Annotated in this window: 3 protein-coding genes; all 3 read right to left on the reverse strand. The window is 75.3% G+C overall.

All coding sequences use genetic code 11. The annotated features are described in order from the left end of the window. Positions 1-204, reverse strand: a 204-nt coding sequence (locus tag D452_RS27350; RefSeq protein ID WP_040692732.1) for an alanine racemase, incomplete at its 3' end; no start/stop codon positions are given. A gap of 165 nt (positions 205-369) precedes the next feature. After that, a complete protein-coding gene (locus tag D452_RS0100900) occupies positions 370-807 on the reverse strand; it encodes an SRPBCC family protein (RefSeq protein WP_026128859.1) in 438 nt (145 codons plus the stop codon). Positions 808-825: 18 nt separating this feature from the next. Then, the coding region (locus tag D452_RS0100905; RefSeq protein ID WP_017542301.1) for a SixA phosphatase family protein at positions 826-1429 on the reverse strand (604 nt) is incomplete at its 5' end.

Consider the following 1429-nt stretch of genomic DNA (forward strand, 5'->3'; position numbering starts at 1 on the left):
CAGCGCCTCTTCGATGAAGGCGGTACCCAGCCACTCGGCGCCTCCGGCCAGCAGGGCGCGGGCGGCGGGAATCATGCCGTGGCCGTAGCCGTCGGCCTTGACCACGCCCATGACCGCGGCTGGAGAGGCGCGCCGCGCGAGCGCGGCCGTGTTCTCGCTGATCGCGCCCAGGTCGACGCGGGCTTCAGCGAACGAGGAAGGCATGGCAGGCATGACATCAAGTCTGGCACGGCCGTGGAGGCGGTGCGGCGAGCATCGGTGCAGCGTGCCGCGGCGGCCCGGCCCTGCCGCCCCACGGTGCGGGGGTGCCGCGCCCCGTCCGGGCGAGCCGCCCCGGCAGGGCCGCGCCGTGCCCTCGGCGGTGCCCTGCTACGGAGTGCCCTCCTCGGCCAGCCGTTTGAGCCGGGGCAGCGTCCGTTCGATGCCGCGGGCGTTGCGAGCCGGGTAGCCGATCAGGATGTAGACCGGTGCCAGCCGCGTGTAGTCGAACGTCTCGGTGACCCGGGTGGTGCCGTCCTCCTGCGGCTCCAGCTGCCAGCGCCAGATGTGCGGGCCTATGTGGCTCCAGGCGATCAGCCGGTTCTCCTCGTACTCCACGACCCGGTTGGCGGTGCTGTAGGGCAGGCCCATGTGCATGTCCATGCCGAAGCGCGAGCCCGGGCCGAGCAGCCCGGCGCCGCCGCGGGCCTGCTGGACCGTGCCAGAGCCGTCGAACTCGTGGTGGCGGCGCGGGTCGGCGACGATGCGGAAGATCCGCTCGGCGGGGGCGTCGATCACCACACTGCGCGATACCTGATGCTTAGCCATGTCCGCATCCTTTCAGTCCTATCGGAGGCCGCCGGGCCGGGGGCCGTGGCGCTCCATCGCCGCCAGGCTCCCGTCGGAGCGGGACAGGTGCAGCACCCAGAAGGAGCCTTTCCGCAGGGAAAGCTGCTGCGGGGCGGGCGCGCCCAGCCGGTCCAGCGCCGCGCGCAGCAGCACGGAGACCAGCTCGCCGTGCGTGCACACCGCGGTGGGCACGCCGTCGTCGAGCAGCGCGGTCACGGCCGCCCGCGCCGCTTCGGCGTCGGCCGCGGCGGCCCCGTCCCCGGCGGTGCGGGCGGTGACGGCCCGGTCGGTACGGATCGGGGCGCCGATGGCCTCCGCGTAGGGGGTGACGGTCTCGACGCAGCTCACCGCCGCGGAGGCGACCACCCGGGGGGTGCCGAAGGCAGGCAGCAGGCGGGCCAGCGCGTCGGCGTCGCCGCGCCCGGCCGCGTCCAGCGGGCGCAGCAGGTCGTCGCCGTCCCGGCCGGTCTTGGACTCGGCCGGGGCGTGGCGCAGCAGGATCAGCGGGACGGTTTCGGCGGGCCCGGCGGCGAAGGCGTCCAGCACTCCCGCGTCGCTGCCGTAGGTGAGGCGGCGGCGCGCCCGGTCCACCGGCAGCCCC

This window comes from Nocardiopsis prasina DSM 43845, from assembly GCF_000341265.1.
GTDB lineage: Bacteria > Actinomycetota > Actinomycetes > Streptosporangiales > Streptosporangiaceae > Nocardiopsis > Nocardiopsis prasina.

Excerpts from the sequence above, each read along its gene's own strand:
- D452_RS0100900 (WP_026128859.1), bottom strand. The coding sequence starts at position 807 with ATGGCTAAGCATCAGGTATCGCGCAGTGTGGTGATCGACGCCCCCGCC.